Genomic DNA, 13,541 nt, shown 5'->3' on the forward strand with positions numbered 1-13,541 from the left:
GGCGGGCCGCCACCGCCTGAACGCGCCGGGTCCGGCGAGCCCTGTGGGGCCACTGTGGGGCCACTGCGGAACCCCGCGAGGCCGGGGTTCTCGGTGTTCAGGTCTCCTCGGCGAACCGCTCGGTCTTGTCGGTGTCGCCGGCCACGAGCAGGATGTCGCCGCTCTGCACCACCGTCTCCGAGGTGGCGTAGGTGAACCCGCCGCCGGGCTTCTTGATGCCGACCACGGTGACCCCGTACTCGCTGCGGATGCCCAGCCGGCCCAGGCTCTTGCCGTCCGCCCAGCCGGGCGCCATGGTCTTGATCAGGGCGTAGCCCTCGTCGACCTCCAGATAGTCGAGCATCCGCCCGATGACCAGGTGCGCGACCCGCTCGCCCATGTCGTGTTCCGGCTGCACCACGCGGTGCGCGCCGACCCGCTGCAGGATCCGGCTGTGCTGCAGACTGATCGACTTGGCCCAGATGTCCGCCACCCCCAGGTCGGTCAGGATCGAGGTGGTCAGGATGCTCGCCTCGATGTCGGTGCCGATGCCGACCACGGCCCGGCCGAACTCCGCGATGCCGAGCTGCCGGAGGGCGTCCGGGTCCGTGGAGTCCGCGCACACCACGTGGGTGAGCCTGCCGGAGAAGTGCTGGACGTTCTTGGAGTCGTTGTCCACGCCGAGCACCTCGACGTCGCGGCTCACCAGCTGCGCCGCCAGAGCGCCGCCGAACCGCCCGAGACCGATGACCACGACCGCGTCGCCGCGGTTCTTCTTGTCAACCAACGAGGGGACGCTCCTCCGGATATCGGAACCGACGGGTCTGGACGTGCAGCGCCAGCGCGGCGCCCAGGGTCACCGGGCCGAGCCGCCCGACGAACATCAGGACGGTCAGGATCAGGTGCCCCGCGGTGCCGACGTCGGCGGTGATCCCCGTCGACAGCCCGACCGTGCCGAAGGCGGAGATCACCTCGAACAGTACGCGGTCGAGCTTGAAGGGGGTCGCCGTCATCATCGCGAACGTTCCCACCGCGACCGACGCCACACTCAGCAGCGCGATCGTCAGGGCCTGGCGCTGGAGCTGCTCGGGGACGCGGCGGCGGCTCGCCGAGACGTCGGGCTCGCCGCGCAGCTCGGCGAGGATCACGAAGCCCAGGAGTGCGAACGTCGTCACCTTGATGCCGCCCGCGGTGCCCGCGCTACCCGCGCCGATGAACATCAGCACGTCGCTGACCAGCCAGGAGTTCTCACTCATCTGGGAGGTGTCGACGGAGTTCAGGCCGCCGCTGCGGGTCATCGTGCTGTGGAAGAACCCGGCCATGATCCGTAGTCCCGGGGAGAGACCGCCCATCGTGCCGGGGTTGTTCCATTCGATGACGGTGATGGCCAGTGTCCCGCCGAGCAGCAGCACCGCGGTCATCCACAGTGTGATCTTGGCGTGCAGCGTCCAGCGCGACGGGCGACGCCAGTTCTCCCTCAGGACGGCGTAGACCGGGAAGCCGAGACCTCCGGCGATCACCGCCAGCGCGAGCGGGAGGCAGATCCACGGGTCGGTGACGAACCCCATGACGCTGTCCGACCAGAGGGCGAACCCGGCATTGGTGAATGACGAGATTGCATGAAAAATCCCGTAATAGATGGCGCGGCCGACCGGCTCCCCGTACCCGATCACGAAGCGGGTGGCGAGCGCCGCGGCGGTCAGCACCTCGGCGACCAGCGTGATCTTGGCGACTCCCACGATCAGCCGTCGCACGTCGCCGGCCCCGAGGGTCTTGGTCTCGGCCTGGGTGTTCAGGCGGGCGCGCAGGCCGAGCTTGCCGGAGACGAGCACGGCCAGGATCGAGGAGAGCGTCATGATCCCGAAGCCGCCGATCTGCATCAGCACCATGAGCACGATCTCGCCGAAGAGCGACCAGTGCGCCGCGGTGTCGTGCATGGCCAGCCCGGTCACGCAGACCGCGGAGGTGGCGGTGAACAGGGCCGACGTCCACGAGGCATGCTGACCCTCCTCGACCGCCACCGGCAGCGACAGCAGCCCCGTACCGGTGAGGACCACGGCCAGGAACGCCACCACGACGACTCTGGACGGGGTGTTGATCTGGCCGAGGAGGTTCTTCACAGGGGGTGAGGATACTTCTTCGAGGGGCGGCGGTAGACCTGTCCGCCCTCGATACCCGACGCCGTCTCGCCGGACCGGTTCCTCCCGGTGCAGCGGGTGCGGCGTGACAACGCGAGAACGCGACCACCGGGCGTAACCTGAGGTGGTGGTCAGGCGGACAATTGAGGCATCTAACGTGCAGTCACCCGCGCAGCTGGCGGAGCTGCTCGACGAGCAGTCGTATCTGGCCGATACCGGGCTCGCCACGGCCGCCTTTCTCGCACTGCGGATGGGGCGCCCGCTGCTCCTCGAAGGCGAGGCCGGCGTCGGCAAGACCGAGCTGGCCAGGACCCTGGCCGCGCTGCTCGGGGCGCCGCTGATCCGCCTGCAGTGCTACGAGGGGCTGGACGCCTCCCAGGCGCTCTACGACTGGGACTTCGCCCGCCAGCTCCTGCACCTGAAGGCGGCGGAGGCGGGTGGGATCACCGACGCCGCCCGGCTGGAGGGGGAGGTCTACGATCGGAGGTTCCTGATCGCCAGGCCGCTGCTGAAGGCGATCGAGACCCAGCCCTCGGTGCTGCTCATCGACGAGGTCGATCGCGCCGACGTGGAGTTCGAGGCGATCCTGCTGGAGGTGCTCTCGGACTTCGCGATCTCCATCCCCGAGCTCGGCACGGTCCGCGCCGCGCGGCCGCCGGTGGTCGTGCTGACCTCCAACCGCACCCGCGAGGTGCACGACGCCCTGAAACGGCGCTGCCTCTACCACTGGCTGGAGCACCCCTCCTTCGAGCGGGAGGTGGCGATCCTGCGCAGGCGGCTCCCCGACTGTTCCGCGATCCTGGCCGAGCAGGTCGCTCACGCGACGGGACGGCTCCGCGAGGCCGATCTGATCAAGCCGCCGGGGATCGCCGAGACCCTCGACTGGACCGAGGCACTCCTGGCTCTCGGATCCCGCGAGCTCGACCCCGACGTGGCGGCAGCCACCCTGGGCGCCCTGCTCAAGCACAGGGAGGACCACGAGACCGTGCTCGGGAACGGATTCTTCGGTGTGGCCCGGCGCTGACGGCCCCGGCTTCCCCGCCGGCGCGACCGGTGCCCCGGCGGATCGGGCCACCGGAGGCCCGCCCGCCCCGGATGACGGCGCCGCCCTTCCCGCCGGGAACGGCGAGGACCTGGTCGCGGTCATGACCGGTTTCGCCAGGACCCTGCGTGCCGCGGGGGTGCCCGCCGATCACGAGCGAACCCAGGGCCTGCTCCGCGCCCTGTCCCACCTGGACGCCGCGGAGCCCACCGACGTCTACTGGGCGGGCAGGCTCACGCTGTGCGCCTCGGCCGACGACCTGCCCCGCTACGACCGGGTCTTCGCGGCCTACTTCGAAGGGCGGCGCGCGGGCCGCGCGAGACCGGCGGTGATCACCGTCACCCGGCACACCGCGGCGCTGCCGCAGAGGGGGCCCGATCGGGAGGAGAGCGGTGACTCCCCCGCGCTCGCGGCGACCGCGAGCGCGACGGAGGTGCTGCGTACCCGTGACGTGGCCAGGATGACGGGACCGGAGCTGGCCGAGGTACACCGGCTGCTCGCCCTGCTGCGGGCGGGCCGGGAACGGCGCCGGTCGCGACGTTTCAGGCCCTCGCGCCGGGGGCGGCTGGACGGCAGGGCGACGATTCGCGAGACCCTGCGCAGGGGCGGGGAGATCGCCGGTCTCCGCTACCGCGCGCACCGGACCAGACCTCGCAGGGTCGTGCTGCTGGTCGACGTCAGCGGCTCCATGACCCCGTACGCGGACACGCTGCTCCGCCTGGCCCACGCGCTGGTCAGGTCGGAGCCCGGGGCCACCGAGGTGTTCAGCGCGGGCACCCGGCTGACGCGGCTCACCGCCGAGCTGAGCCACCGCGACCCGGCCACCGCGATGAACGCCGTCTCCCGCGCCATCCCCGACTGGAGCGGCGGCACCCGGCTGGGTGCGGAACTCCGGCGGCTCCTGGCGCTGAACGACGCGGCCGGCGCGACGGTGGTGATCGCGTCCGACGGGTGGGAGCGCGGCGACGTCTCGCTGCTGGGGGCGGAGATGGCCAGGCTGTCGCGGACCGCCCACCGGGTGATCTGGGTGAACCCGCACAAGGGGCAGGAGGGCTACCAGCCGCTCACCGCCGGCATGCGGGCCGCCCTTCCGCACATCGACGACTTCGTGGCCGGGCACAGCCTGGCCGCCTTCGAAGAGCTGGCAATGCTGCTGGGAGGCACTCGTGCGTGATGTTCTGTCGCAGGTCCTGCGCTGGTGGGAGGCGGGGGAGACGTTCGGCCTGGCCACCGTGGTCGACACCTTCCGCAGCGCCCCCCGGCCGCCGGGGGCGTCCATGGCGGTGCTCGGCGACGAGGCGGAGGGCAGCGTCTCGGGTGGCTGCGTCGAGGGGGCCGTCTACGAGCTGGCCCGGGAGGTGGTCTCCTCGGGCAGGCCCGTCCTGCAGCGGTACGGGGTGAGCGACGACGACGCCTTCTCCGTCGGCCTGACCTGCGGCGGCATCCTGGACGTGTTCGTCGAGCCGGTCTCTGAGAAGACCTTCCCCGAGCTGGGGTCGGTCGCCGCCTCGGTGCTCGGGCACGAGCCGGTGGCGGTGGCGACGATCCTGTCCGGGCCGGGCGCGGTGGGCAGCCGCCGGGTGATCTGGCCGGACCGCTCCTCGGGCTCCCTGGGGGTGGACCGGCTGAACGAGGCGGTGGACGACGACGTACGGGGCATGCTGGCGCAGGGGCTGACGGGCGTCCGCAGGTACGGGGCCCGGGGGGAGCGGCGGCTCGACGAGTTGTCGGTCTTCGTGCAGTCCTTCGCACCGCCGCCCCGGATGCTGGTCTTCGGCGCGATCGACTTCGCCGCCGCGGTCGCCAGGATCGGCAAGTTCCTCGGTTATCACGTGGTCGTGTGCGACGCCCGGCCGGTCTTCACCACGGCCAAGCGCTTCCCCGAGGCCGACGAGGTGATCGTCAAGTGGCCGCACGACTACCTCACCTCGGTCACCGTGGACGAGCGGACCGCGATCTGCGTGCTCACCCACGATCCCAAGTTCGACGTCCCCCTGCTGGAGGTGGCCCTGCGCACCCCGGCGGGCTACGTCGGCGCCATGGGATCGCGCCGTACCCACGAGGACCGGCTGGCCAGGCTCGCGCGGGCGGGGCTGGGGGAGGCCGAGCTGAAGCGGCTCCGCTCGCCGATCGGCCTGGATCTGGGCGCGCGCACCCCCGAGGAGACCGCGGTCTCCATCGCCGCCGAGCTGATCCAGCTGCGCTGGGGCGGCTCGGGCAGGCCGCTGACCGACGGTTCCGGCCGGATCCACGGCGACGGCCCGGTTCATGGCGACGGCCCGGTTCACGGCGATGACCCGGTTCACGGCGACGGGTCCGGCGAGTGAGTACGGCCGGAGCGGAACCGGCGGGAACGGTGAGCGCGGGGCTGCTGCTGGCCGCCGGGTCCGGCTCGCGGCTCGGCACGCCGAAGGCGCTGGTGGAGTTCGGCGGGGAGCGGCTGGTGGACCGGGGGGTCAGGGTGCTCCAGGAGGGGGGCTGCCGGCCCGTGGTCGTGGTGCTCGGGGCGGCCGCCGTCCGGGTGCCGGGGGCGGTGACCGTCCACAACCCGGACTGGAGTTCGGGGATGGGCTCCTCGCTCAGGGCCGGTCTGGACGCGATCCCCGCCACCGCCGAGCACGTGGTGATCGGCCTGGTGGACCAGCCGTTCGTCGGCCCGGCGGCGGTGCAGCGGCTCATCCGGGCCGCGGAGCGGGGTGCCTCGGTCGCCGTCGCCACCTACGGCGGGGCGCGGCGGAACCCGGTGCTGATCGCCAGGGAGCACTTCGCGGAGGTCTCCCGGCTCGCGACCGGCGACGCCGGAGCACGTCCGTTCCTGAAGGCCCATCCCGAACTGGTCGTCGCGGTCCCCTGCGACGACGTGGCGGACCCCGCCGACATCGACACCCCGGCGGACCTGTCGGCGCTGCGGGCCCGCTCCGACGTCACCGCCCGAGCCGCCCGGCCCGGCTGAGCCCGGCGGCTTCACGCCCGTTCCGGCCTCGCCGCCCGAGTCGCCGCCCGAGTCGCCGTCCGAGCCCCCTGAGCCCCGCCTGGGCGGACCCGCCGGAGCCAAGGGCCCGTTCCTGCCTCGCCACCCGAGCCACCCGAGCCACCCGAGCCACCCGAGCCTTCCGGACCCTCAGGCCCGGCTGGTCAGTCCGGTCAGTCCGGTTTCTGGGAGGTCAGGCGCAGCGAGGCGAAGGCGGCGCGGTGGTCGCTGCCCGCGGCCCGCTCGACGCCCGCCCCGGTGGCGGTCAGGCCGCGGTAGAGGATGTGGTCGGGACGGGTGACGGGGAAGGCCGCGGGCCAGGTGAAGCCGAACCCCGTACCGGCCTCCTGCTGGGCGTCCGACAGCGGCGGCACCAGGCCGGAGCGCTTGCGGTCGGTGGTGGCGGTGTTGAGGTCGCCGAGCAGCAGCAGGCGCGTGCTGTCGTCCTTGTCGATCATCCTGCGGGCGTAGGCGAGGGTCTCGTCACGCTGCGCGGTCTGGCCCGGCCGGGCGGAGGCGAGGTGCATGACGTACACGGTCAGTCTCCCCTTGGGGGTGGCGACCACCGCTCGCAACGCCCGCGCCCAGTCGAGGCCGATGTCGGCCTTGCGGGCCTCGACGATCGGGAACCGGCTCCACAGGCCGACCGTGGCGATCCGGTAGTGATGGGGAAAGCGTTCGCTGAGGATCTCCGCAGCCGGACCTCCTGCGGTCAGCTCCTGCACCGCGACCAGGTCACGGCCCTTGGAGACCGACCGTACGGCCTCGGCCGAGTCGGCGTTGGCCGCGCCCACGTTGAGCGTGGCGACCGACAGGTCGCTGGGGCCACCGGGCGGGCTGCGCAGCAGCGTCGGGCCGAACATGAGGCCCCAGACGATCGCCGGGAGCAGCGCCGCGAAGATCACCTGCCATGAGCGGGTGGCCAGCGCGCAGATCAGCAGGATGGGTATCGCGACGCCGAGCCAGGGAAGGAGGCTCTCCAGCACGGGGGTGAACCCGCCCAGTTCCGGCAGGAGCCGGTGCCCTCCAAGAGTCAGGGCCAGGGCTCCCGCCACCACGATGATCGACCGCCTCAGCACACCCATCCTCGTCGCCGTCAAAGATCCCCTACCCCGGAATGCGTAGGCTACCGGCCCGACGGGTGGGGCTTGGTGCTTCGACGGTGAGTCGATAGCCTTTACAGCCAAGGCAACGGAACAACATTCGGTTTCGTCGGCGCTGCGGAAGGACGATCTCACGATGCGTATCGGTATGGCCCTGAGCTACTCGGGAGGCTTCAAGGAGACGGTGGCCGAACTGGCCGACTACGAGAAGGCCGGTCTCGACATCGTCTTCGTCGCCGAGGCATACAGTTTCGACGCGGTCAGCCAGCTGGGCTACATCGCGGCCAAGACCGAGAGGCTGCAGATCGCCTCCGGCATCCTGCCGATCTACTCCCGCACCCCCGCTCTGCTGGCCATGACCGCGGCGGGCCTGGACTACGTCTCCGACGGCCGCTTCACCCTCGGCCTGGGGGCCTCGGGACCGCAGGTCATCGAGGGCTTCCACGGTGTCCCGTACCACGCCCCGCTCGGACGCACCCGCGAGGTCATCGAGATCTGCCGCCAGGTGTGGCGGCGTGAGCGCCTGAACTACGAGGGCAGGCACTACACCGTCCCGCTCCCCGCGGACCAGGGGACCGGTCTCGGCAAGCCGCTGAAGCTCATCAACCACCCGCTCCGTGACCGCATCCCCGTCGTGATCGCCGCCATCGGCCCCAAGAACGTCGAGCTGGCCGCCGAGCTGGCCGAGGGCTGGGAGCCGATCTTCTACATGCCGGAGAAGGCCGCCGAGGTGTGGGGGGCCTCCCTGGCGGCGGGCCGGGCCAAGCGGGACCCGGCGCTGGGAGAGCTGGACGTGATCGCCCAGGCGTCGCTGGCCATCGGCGACGACGTCTCGGGCTGGCTGGAGCTGGGCCGCCCGATGGCCGCCCTCTACATCGGCGGGATGGGGGCCAAGGGCAGGAACTTCTACAACGACCTCGCCCGCAGGTACGGCTACGAGAAGGAGGCCGAGCAGATCCAGGACCTCTACCTGGAGGGAAAGAAGGACGAGGCCGCCGCGCTCGTTCCGCGGGAGATGCTGGAGAAGATGTCGCTGATCGGCCCGGAGGGGCATGTCAGGGAGCGGCTGCAGGCGATGCGCGAGTCGGGTGTCACGACCATCAACGTCGCCCCGCTGGGACGCACCCACGCAGAGCGCCTGCGGCTCATCGAGAAGGTCAGGGAACTCGCCTCCTGACCCGCCGCGCGGGAGGCCGGGAGCCGGTGGGCGTGCGATCGGCGGGTTCCGGTTCCGGGAGGGGGCCGGCGAGATCGGGCCAAGGGGACGACATTGGTCAAATCGGCCAATAGCATGCGTGCCATGACCGTCATCCACGTACGGCGCCGTGAGAACCTCGCGGCCCTTCTCCCCGCTCACGAGGCGGACGCGATCCTGGTCACCGGCGGCGTGAACGTGCGCTACCTGACCGGCCTGGCCAGCTCCAACGCGGCGGTCCTGGTCCGGGCCGACGCGGGCGCCACGCTGGCCACCGACTCCCGCTACATCGGGGCCGCCCGGCGGCTGTGCGCCGACATCGAGGTGGTCGAGGAACTCGACGTCGCCGGGGCGCTGCTGCCGGAGAGCGGCCGGACGGGCATCGAGGCCGACCACATGTCCGTCGCCACCTACTTCCGGCTGGGCGGCGACCGGCTCCGCCTGTCGAAACTGGTGGAGTCGGTGCGCATGGTCAAGGACGACGCCGAGATCGATCTCATCCGCACCGCGTGCGAGCTCACGGACCGGGCCTTCGCCGAGGTCCTGCCCGAACTGCGTCCGGGGCTGACCGAGAAGGAGGTGGCCAGGGCGCTGGAGCGCCGGATGGTCGAGCTGGGCGCGGACGGGCTCGCCTTCGACACGATCGTCGCGAGCGGGCCCAACGGCGCGATCCCGCACCACTCGCCCTCGGACCGGCCGCTGGAGCGCGGAGACCTGGTCACCATGGACTTCGGGGCGCTGTACCGGGGCTACCACGCCGACATGACCAGAACCGTGGCGATCGGCGAGCCCGCCGGCTGGCAGCGCGAGCTGTACGACCTGGTCCGCGCCTCCCAGCGGGCCGGCCGCCGGGCCGTGCGGACCGGTGCGGCGCTCCACGAGGTGGACGCCGCGGCCCGCGACCTGATCGCCGAGGCGGGATACGGGGAGTTCTTCAAGCACGGTCTCGGCCACGGAGTCGGGCTGGAGATCCACGAGATGCCGTTCCTGTCTCCGCGAAAGCCAGAGCCTGACCACGAGCACGCTAGAATAGAGGACCGAGTTCCGGTCACGGTTGAACCTGGGGTATATCTTCCCGGCAGGGGCGGTGTCCGCATCGAGGACACGCTCGTGGCGCGTGATGGCGGGCCGGAACTTCTCACCCGGACGACCAAAGAGCTGCTCGTCCTCTAAGAGCGGCCGTACGCAGGAGAGAACTAGTGGCGACGACGAACGACCTCAAGAACGGCCTGGTGCTCAAGCTCGACGGCGGTGAGCTCTGGGCTGTCGTGGAGTTCCAGCACGTCAAGCCCGGCAAGGGCGGCGCGTTCGTCCGCACCAAGCTCAAGAACGTGCTATCGGGCAAGGTCGTCGACAAGACCTTCAACGCGGGTGTCAAGGTCGAGGTGGCCAACGTCGACAAGCGCGAGATGCAGTTCTCGTACATGGACGGCGACGACTACGTCTTCATGGACACCGAGACCTACGACATGCTCCATGTCTCCAGGGTCGCGGTCGGCGACTCGGCCAACTACCTGCTGGAGAACATGCTGGCCACCGTGGCGATCAACGAGGGCAACGTCCTCTACGTCGACCTGCCCGCGGCCGTCGAGCTGATCGTCGCCGAGACCGAGCCCGGCCTCCAGGGCGACCGCTCCACCGGTGGCACCAAGCCCGCCAAGCTGGAGACCGGTGCCGAGATCAAGGTGCCGCTGTTCATCACCACCGGCGAGAAGGTCAAGGTCGACACCCGCACCGGCGATTATCTCGGCCGCGCCTGATGTCGGCACGGGGTAAGGCGCGCAGGCGCGCGCTGGACATCCTCTTCGAGGCGGAGGCACGGAGCGAGGACCCGCTCAGCGTTCTCGCCGAGCGCCTGGAGCGGGCCGAGCCGCCCGTGAACGAATACACCGCGACGATCGTCGAAGGCGTGTGCAGGCACCGGACGCGCATCGACGAGCTGATCACCGCCTACGCCGACGGCTGGACGCTCGACCGCATGCCCGCAGTCGACCGCAACCTTCTGCGTGGCGGCACCTACGAGCTGCTGTGGATGCCCGACGTCCCCGAGGGCGTCGTCATCAGTGAGTGGGTCAGCCTGGCCTCCGAGCTGTCGACCGACGAGTCGCCACAGTTCGTCAACGGCCTGATGGCCAGGTTCAAGCAGCTCAAGCCGTCGCTGACGCTCTAGCCGCGCCCCGCGGGGAGCCGACCTCCGTCTCCCCGCCTCGGCGCACATCCCCACGGCCCCTCATCCACTCGCACACCCCCGCGGCCCGGACGGGCACTCATCCGGCACCTCCCCCGGACGCCCCCCTTTCCCGCGGATCCGACCGCCTTCCCCCGGGCACGCCGGCCGGACCCGTCCGCACGGGGAAAAAGACTCGATCAATTACGAGTATGGATAGTCCTTGGGCCGCGCCGGGGGACGCGCGGCGTAGGCTGGGCTCGTCACGTATGAGGAGGCGATCTGAAGTTGCACGCCGTAGGCATCTCACGGCACGCAGGCACCCCGGCGGTCCGCACCGCGGTCGTGTGGGACGTCCTGAGCGCCGTGCTGGCCGAGCGGGTGGCCGCGACGGGCCGTGACCGGCTCGACATCGTCGACGCCGGGGGCGGCACGGGTGGTTTCGCCGTTCCCCTGGCCGACCTGGGCCACGCCGTGACGGTCGTCGACCCCAGCCCCGACTCGCTCGCCGCGCTGGAGCGCCGCGCGGCGGAGGCGGGGGTGGAGGTGCGCGCCCTGCAGGGTGACGCCGCGGACCTGGGGGAGCTGCTCCCGAGCGGTGGCACCGACCTGGTGCTCTGCCACAGCGTGCTGGAGTACGTGGAGGATCCGGTCGGCGCGGTGACGGCCATGGCCGGCCTGCTGCGCGAGGGCGGCGTGATCAGCGTGCTCGCGGCGAACCCGCTCGCCGCCGCGCTGCATCGGGCCTTCGCCGGACGCTTCGACGAGGCCCGCCAGGTCCTGGACGACCCCGAGGGTCGCTGGGGCGACCGCGACCCCACTCCCAGGCGCTTCACCCGTGAGGCACTGGAGCGGCTTCTCGCCGTGACCGGTTTCGCGCCCGGCGAGGTGCACGGTGTGCGGATCTTCGCCGACCTGGTGCCCAGCAGGCTGCTCGACGGCGAACCCGGAGCCGCACGCGCCCTGGTCGACCTGGAGCAGGCGGCGGCGGCGCACCCGGTTCTCCGTGACATCGCGACCCAACTGCATGTGCTTGGCCACCGGTGAGCACCACATCGAACGCGTGTTCCCGTAGAATGGCGTCGTGTCGAGAAAGCAGCAGATGCCGCGTCCGGAATCGGATCTGGGGACGGACGACACCGGCTGCCCGATCCTCCATGTCGACATGGACGCCTTCTACGCGGGTGTCGAGCTGCGCGAGCGCCCCGAGCTCCGCGGAACCCCCGTCATCATCGGCGCGCCCGGCGCGCGCGGGGTGGTGCTCAGCGCCACCTACGAGGCCCGGAGGTTCGGGGTGCACTCGGCCATGCCCATGACCCGGGCCCGACGGCTCTGCCCTCACGCGGTGATCATCCCGCCGAGCCGCGGCAAGTACGCGGAGGTCTCCCGGCGTGTCATGGAGATCTTCCAAACCTTCACCCCCGAGGTCGAGCCGATAGCCTCCGATGAGGCGTTCCTGGACGTCGGCGGGGCACGCAAGCGCCTCGGCCCTCCGGCGGAGATCGCCCGGATGATCCGTGCACAGGTCGTGCGCGAGCAGGGCGTCACCTGCTCCGTGGGAGTCGCCAACAGTAAGTTCGTGGCAAAGCTCGCCTCGCGCCACTGCAAGCCGGACGGACTGTTCGTGGTTCCCGCCGACAGGGTGGTCGACTTCCTGCACCCGCTCCCGGTGGCGGCGCTGTGGGGTGTCGGGGAGCGCACCGAGCGGTCACTGGCCCGGCTCGGCATCAAGACGGTCGGCGATCTCGCCAGGGTCCCGGTGGACACGCTCCGGCGCGAGCTGGGGCAGGCGGCGGGCGAGCACCTCGCGGCGCTCGCCTGGGGGCGTGACGAGCGCCCCGTGACCCCGCACGTTCCCGACAAGAGCATCGGCGCGGAAGAGACATTCGCCACAGACATCGCAGACCCCGTGGAGATCCGCAGGGAGCTTCTCCGGCTCTCCGAGCGGGTCGCGGCCAGACTCAGGCAGGGGGGCAGCGTCGGCCGCACGGTCAGCGTCAAGCTCCGCCGCGCCGACTTCACCACCCTGTCCCGCTCCCGGAGCCTGCGCGAGCCCACAGACGTGGCCAAGATCCTGTACGACGTCGCCTGCGCCCTCTACACCGCCTCCGGTCTGGAGAACGTCCAGCTGAGGCTGGTCGGAGTCCGGGTGGAGAACCTCAGCCCGGCCGACGGGGCGAGCAGGCAGCTCGGCCTCGGAGAGCGTGAGACGGGCTGGCGGGAAGCCGAGCAGGCGATGGACAGGGCCGCCCGCAGATTCGGTCACAATGCGGTGCTCCCGGCCTCCCTTGTTCGCCCGCCGTTTGATGGAATAGATCCATGACGCGGCCTCCGGTTTGGACTACGTTGGACGTTTTCTTTCGTCTACGTCTACAGCCTCGTATTCTGGGGATAACCGACCGCGAGGTTCGGACACCCCGTGTCGTCCGTCACCGTCTTCCCCGTCCTGGGGCTGTCCTTGGGAGGCGCCGTGCCGCTCTCTGAGCACGAGCAGCGCTTGCTCGACCAGATCGAGCAGGCACTCTACGCCGAGGACCCGAAGTGGGCCAATACCGTCAGGATCAGTGATCCGCGCAGCCACTACAGGCGCCGCCTGGTGAAGGCCTCCATCGGCTTCATCCTGGGTGTCGTCCTGCTGATGGTCGGCGTTGTGATCATCAACATCCCGCTCGGCGTCGGCGGTTTCGTGGTCATGCTCGCCGCGTGTCTGTGGGGTCTGTCCAGCTGGAAGCGGATGAACGGGTTCGGTGAGGCCGGCGCGGCCGTACCGTCCGATCAGCCGCGAGGCAAGGGGGGACGCCGCAGTGGCTCCCGCCAGAGCTTCATGGAACGCATGGAGGAGCGCTGGCGCCGTCGTAACGACGAGCACTAGCCGCCGGGCTCGCCGCCGTTCGCGGCGGCGGATCTCCTCCCCGCCCCCCTGACGCCCCCCTGACGACGAGGGCC

General features: G+C 71.1%; 14 protein-coding genes. 11 read left to right on the forward strand and 3 right to left on the reverse strand.

Annotated features, from left to right (window positions below; all coding sequences use genetic code 11):
- Positions 1-97 precede the first annotated feature (97 nt).
- Positions 98-766: a potassium channel family protein gene (locus ABT061_RS30685; RefSeq protein WP_350924485.1), complete on the reverse strand. Its 669-nt coding sequence runs from the start codon at positions 764-766 to the stop codon at positions 98-100.
- Complete coding sequence (locus ABT061_RS30690; RefSeq protein WP_350924487.1) at positions 759-2,099, reverse strand: TrkH family potassium uptake protein; 1,341 nt, start codon at positions 2,097-2,099, stop codon at positions 759-761. The genes ABT061_RS30685 and ABT061_RS30690 overlap by 8 nt, the downstream gene beginning before the upstream one ends.
- 175 nt (positions 2,100-2,274) lie before the next feature.
- Here ABT061_RS30690 and ABT061_RS30695 point away from each other — a divergent pair, with 175 nt between their 5' ends.
- Genes ABT061_RS30695 through ABT061_RS30710 form a run of 4 tightly spaced genes read left to right on the forward strand, consistent with a single transcriptional unit; the run spans position 2,275 to position 6,112 of the window.
- Entirely contained in the window at positions 2,275-3,141 is an 867-nt protein-coding gene (locus ABT061_RS30695; protein ID WP_350924489.1) for an AAA family ATPase, read from the forward strand.
- Positions 3,125-4,333 carry a vWA domain-containing protein gene (locus tag ABT061_RS30700; RefSeq protein ID WP_350924491.1) on the forward strand — a complete coding sequence of 403 codons (1,209 nt, stop codon included), beginning with the start codon at positions 3,125-3,127 and terminating at the stop codon, positions 4,331-4,333. The genes ABT061_RS30695 and ABT061_RS30700 overlap by 17 nt, the downstream gene beginning before the upstream one ends.
- The gene (locus ABT061_RS30705; RefSeq protein WP_350924493.1) at positions 4,326-5,486 is read left to right on the forward strand and encodes an XdhC family protein; all 1,161 of its coding nucleotides are present in this window, start codon (positions 4,326-4,328) and stop codon (positions 5,484-5,486) included. Before ABT061_RS30700 ends, ABT061_RS30705 begins: the two co-directional genes overlap by 8 nt.
- Positions 5,483-6,112 (forward strand): nucleotidyltransferase family protein, encoded by a 630-nt coding sequence (locus ABT061_RS30710; protein WP_350924495.1) that lies wholly within the window; start codon positions 5,483-5,485, stop codon positions 6,110-6,112. The genes ABT061_RS30705 and ABT061_RS30710 overlap by 4 nt, the downstream gene beginning before the upstream one ends.
- A gap of 191 nt (positions 6,113-6,303) precedes the next feature.
- Here the strand turns inward: ABT061_RS30710 and ABT061_RS30715 are convergent, their stop codons facing one another.
- Entirely contained in the window at positions 6,304-7,209 is a 906-nt protein-coding gene (locus tag ABT061_RS30715) for an endonuclease/exonuclease/phosphatase family protein (protein WP_350924497.1), read from the reverse strand.
- A gap of 160 nt (positions 7,210-7,369) precedes the next feature.
- On the opposite strand from ABT061_RS30715, the gene ABT061_RS30720 reads away from it, so the two are divergent.
- The 7 genes from ABT061_RS30720 to ABT061_RS30750 all read left to right on the forward strand — a co-directional run bounded on the left by ABT061_RS30720 (position 7,370) and on the right by ABT061_RS30750 (position 13,467).
- Complete coding sequence (locus tag ABT061_RS30720) at positions 7,370-8,410, forward strand: LLM class F420-dependent oxidoreductase (protein WP_350924499.1); 1,041 nt, start codon at positions 7,370-7,372, stop codon at positions 8,408-8,410.
- A 123-nt stretch (positions 8,411-8,533) separates the two neighbouring features.
- Positions 8,534-9,601, forward strand: a complete 1,068-nt coding sequence (locus ABT061_RS30725; protein WP_350924501.1) for a M24 family metallopeptidase — start codon at positions 8,534-8,536, stop codon at positions 9,599-9,601.
- A gap of 26 nt (positions 9,602-9,627) precedes the next feature.
- Entirely contained in the window at positions 9,628-10,188 is a 561-nt protein-coding gene (efp, locus tag ABT061_RS30730) for an elongation factor P (RefSeq protein ID WP_343979490.1), read from the forward strand.
- Positions 10,188-10,598 carry a transcription antitermination factor NusB gene (nusB, locus tag ABT061_RS30735; protein WP_350924503.1) on the forward strand — a complete coding sequence of 137 codons (411 nt, stop codon included), beginning with the start codon at positions 10,188-10,190 and terminating at the stop codon, positions 10,596-10,598. The genes efp and nusB overlap by 1 nt, the downstream gene beginning before the upstream one ends.
- A 285-nt stretch (positions 10,599-10,883) precedes the next feature.
- Positions 10,884-11,642 (forward strand): class I SAM-dependent methyltransferase, encoded by a 759-nt coding sequence (locus tag ABT061_RS30740; RefSeq protein ID WP_350924505.1) that lies wholly within the window; start codon positions 10,884-10,886, stop codon positions 11,640-11,642.
- A gap of 55 nt (positions 11,643-11,697) precedes the next feature.
- Positions 11,698-12,918 carry a DNA polymerase IV gene (gene dinB / locus ABT061_RS30745; RefSeq protein ID WP_350924582.1) on the forward strand — a complete coding sequence of 407 codons (1,221 nt, stop codon included), beginning with the start codon at positions 11,698-11,700 and terminating at the stop codon, positions 12,916-12,918.
- A gap of 147 nt (positions 12,919-13,065) precedes the next feature.
- Complete coding sequence (locus tag ABT061_RS30750) at positions 13,066-13,467, forward strand: SCO2097 family morphological protein (protein WP_030909878.1); 402 nt, start codon at positions 13,066-13,068, stop codon at positions 13,465-13,467.
- Positions 13,468-13,541: the final 74 nt, after the last annotated feature.

Source organism: Streptosporangium sp. NPDC002544 (genome assembly GCF_040295965.1).
Lineage (GTDB): Bacteria > Actinomycetota > Actinomycetes > Streptosporangiales > Streptosporangiaceae > Streptosporangium.